The organism is Nocardia sp. NPDC050378 (assembly GCF_040655675.1).
Taxonomy (GTDB): domain Bacteria; phylum Actinomycetota; class Actinomycetes; order Mycobacteriales; family Mycobacteriaceae; genus Nocardia; species Nocardia coubleae.
The window spans coordinates 1-3,463 of sequence record NZ_JBFAKI010000041.1; the positions used below are offsets into that span (position 1 = coordinate 1).

1 protein-coding gene, 1 rRNA gene and 1 pseudogene are annotated in these 3,463 nt (G+C 67.8%); all 3 read left to right on the top strand.

Features of this window, described 5'->3' with window-relative positions; translation table 11 throughout:
• Nucleotides 1-88: ribosomal RNA gene (gene rrf, locus AB0I35_RS32320) — 5S ribosomal RNA — on the top strand; the annotation flags it as partial.
• A 323-nt stretch (nucleotides 89-411) separates the two neighbouring features.
• Nucleotides 412-1,698, top strand: coding sequence for a hypothetical protein (locus tag AB0I35_RS32325; protein WP_357400104.1), 1,287 nt, complete (start codon nucleotides 412-414; stop codon nucleotides 1,696-1,698).
• A gap of 674 nt (nucleotides 1,699-2,372) precedes the next feature.
• Nucleotides 2,373-3,113 (top strand): annotated as a pseudogene (locus AB0I35_RS32330) (hypothetical protein); the annotation flags it as partial.
• Nucleotides 3,114-3,463 lie beyond the last annotated feature (350 nt).

Consider the following 3,463-nt stretch of genomic DNA (forward strand, 5'->3'; position numbering starts at 1 on the left):
CGGTCCCATTCCGAACCCGGAAGCTAAGGCCACCTGCGCCGATGGTACTGCACTCGACAGGGTGTGGGAGAGTAGGACACCGCCGGACAATCATTGCGATAGGGGACCCTTATTTGGGTCCCCTATCGGCGTTTGTGGGGCAGAAATGTCCCCGGTACGCCAGGCGGACGATGCCCCGTTGTCCGCCCGTGGTTGAATTCTTTGCAGGCGGGGCCATGACAACTCTCCCCGGAGGCCGGGGAACCTAGAAAGGGATCGCCGTGTCGGAACACAACGACGGACGGAAGTCTTTCCGCCGGGACGGAGACGCCCGCGGTTTCGGCCGGCGCGGCGAACCGACCGACCGCCCCCGTGGCGGTCAGGGCGACAATCGTGGCTCGGTCGGCGGCTCCGGTCGCGGCGGCTACAACCGTGACGATCGCGGCGGTTCCGGGGACCGAGGCGGTTTCCGGCGTGACGACAGCGGTGATCGCGGTGGTTCGGATCGCGGCGGCTATCAGCGTCGCGACGACAGCGGCAAGAGCGGCTATCCCCGGCGTGACGACGCCGCGCGCGGTGGTTCCGGTGATCGTGGTGGCTTCCGCCGTCGCGACGAATCCGACCGTCCCGCAGGCGGTTTCGACCGTGGTAGTGACCGCGGCGGCTCCCGTCGCAACGATGACGACCGTCCCCGTGGCAGTGGTGGATTCCGCCGTAACGAAGGTGATGACCGTTCGCGCGGCAGCTCCGATCGCGGTGGCGATCGCGGCGGTTTCCGCAGGAACGAAGGCGACGACCGTTCGCGTGGTGGGTTCGATCGCGGCGGAGACCGTGGTGGTTTCCGTGGCAGCGACGACCGCCGGAGCGGTGGTTCGGACCGTGGCGGCTTCCGACGCAACGAAGGCGATGACCGTTCGCGCGGTGGTTCTGACCGCGGTGGCTTCCGCGGCAATGACGACCGTCGTGGTGGTTCCGATCGTGGCGGTTTCCGTCGTAGCGAGGGCGATGACCGTTCGCGCGGCAGCTCGGATCGTGGCGGCTTCCGCCGTAATGAAGGTGATGACCGTTCGCGCGGCAGCTCCGATCGCGGTGGCGATCGCGGCGGTTTCCGGCGCAGCGGAGGCGATGACCGTTCGCGTGGTGGGTTCGATCGCGGCGGAGACCGTGGTGGTTTCCGTGGCAGCGACGACCGCCGGAGCGGTGGTTCGGACCGTGGCGGTTTCCGGCGCAGCGAAGGCGACGACCGTTCGCGCGGCTCCTCGGATCGTGGTGGGGATCGTGGAGGTTTCCGCCGCAGCGAAGGCGATGACCGTTCGCGCGGCAGCTCGGATCGTGGTGGGGATCGTGGAGGTTTCCGCCGCAATGAAGGCGATGACCGTTCGCGTGGCTCCTCGGATCGTGGTGGCGATCGTGGTGGCTTCCGTCGCAGCGAGGGCGGCGACCGTTCGCGCGGTGGATTCGATCGCGGTGGGGACCAGGGTGGTTTCCGACGTGGTGAGAGCGATGACCGTTCGCGAGGTGGCAGCTCTGATCGGGGTGGGTACCAGCGACGTGATGACGAGCGCGGTGCCCGGCGCGACGACGACCGTGGACGCGGTGGGTTCAAGCGCAATACCGGGACCGCCGGTCGCGGCAAGTTCGTCGGCGAGGACGGCGCGCCCTTGGACGGAACTTACCGTGAGAAGCGGAAGGAACGCGAAGGCGATGTGCTCGGCGTGATCTCGGCGGGTGATGCCGAGGGAGTTCCGGCAGACCGCATTGCCGAGGACGCGTCCACTGAGCAGGGCAAGTCGTCGACCGAACACGTGGATTCCGGCGCCGCCGGTTCCGGGCGTGAAGAGGCAGGCGGCCCGAGCGAGTCCGAGCACCGGAAGAGCTCGGACCACGACGACCAGGCAACTGGCTCGGGCGTCGACGATCGCCGCGCGGCGAGCAACAGCCCGATCGACGACATCGATGGCAACACGAAGTCCCGCGGCTCGGACAACGCCGCGGCACCAGCGGCCGTCGCCGATGTCGACAGCTCGAACGCCGGCGAGAACGGGTCGGATCACGCGAGCTCCGGACCTGACCGCGGCACGCACGATTCGGCTCATGACTCTGCTCGCGCATCACGTGAGAGCGACGATTCGGCCAGTTCCGACGACCGTTCGGACCGCGACGACGTCGGCTCGGATCGTGGTGCAGACGACTCGAGCCGTGCAGACGACTCGAGCCGTGCGGATGACCGGGTACGAGGCGACCGCGACGATGATCGCTCGAGTCGTGGGGGCTTCCGCTCGGATCGTGGTAGTGACCGCGCAACACGCGACGACCGTTCGAGCCGTGGCGCCGACCGCGGCGGGAGTGGTTACCCAGACTCGGGCGCCAGCCGGTTCGACAACGACGATCGCCGTCGTGGCGGCGAGGGTGCTCGCGCCGCGGGCGGCAGGCCCACCGATCGTCGGGCGGCCCGTCCGGAAGAGCCCGATATCCCCGAAGACGTGCAGGCCTCCGATCTCGATCCGGCTGTGCGCCGCGATCTGCTGAGCCTGGACAAGAGCAATGCCGAGACCGTCGCTCGGCACATGGTCATGGCCGTCGAGCTGCTCGAAGACGATCCGCGCCTGGCGCTGGCCCATGCCAGGGCCGCCAGGCAGCGGGCGGGGCGCATCGCTGTCGTGCGTGAGACCGCCGGTGTGGTGGCCTACCACGCCGAGGAATGGGCCGAAGCACTGTCGGAGCTGCGGACCGCGCGGCGCATGTCGGGTGGGTCCGGGCTGCTCGCTGTGATGGCCGACTGTGAGCGTGGGCTCGGGCGGCCGGAACGGGCCATCGAGTTGGGGCGTAGTGAAGAAGCGCAGGCGCTCACCGGTGACGAAGCGACCGAGTTGCGGATCGTTGTCGCGGGTGCGCGGATGGATCTGGGGCAGTTCGATCAGGCTGTGGTGACGCTGCAGTCCTCGGATCTGAATCCGGCTCGTACGGGGTCGGCTGCTGCGCGGCTGTTCTATGCGTATGCGGATGCTCTTGTGGCTGCTGGGCGGACTGATGAGGGGTTGCAGTGGTTCCTCAATGCTGCGGCTGCTGATGAAGATGGTGAGACCGATGCGGAGGAGCGTGCTACCGAATTGACTGGTGGGGACGCTCAGTAGTTCGTTGAATGCGCAGCCGTCGGCCGGGGTCTGTAAAGGGCTTCCGGTCGGCGGCTGTTGCTGTGTGGGTGTCATCAGGCGCTTGGGGTAGTCGCGATGGTCATGGTCGATGTGCGAGGTATCGGAGCGGTTCCACTCGAGTGGTTCACCTACCGCGTTCCCGGCCGTGTGGAACCACTCCAGCGCGTCGTCTGCCTCGTTTCCGGCCATGTTGGAACCACTGCGGTGTTTTGTGCACCACAAAGGTATTGGGCTGTGTTTTGGAGCGCTGGCGCGCTCGAGCGCGGCCCATGGAGGGCCGCGCGAACAGCGCTCGAAGCGCATGCGCGAAGCGCGAGTCTCGAGCGCTG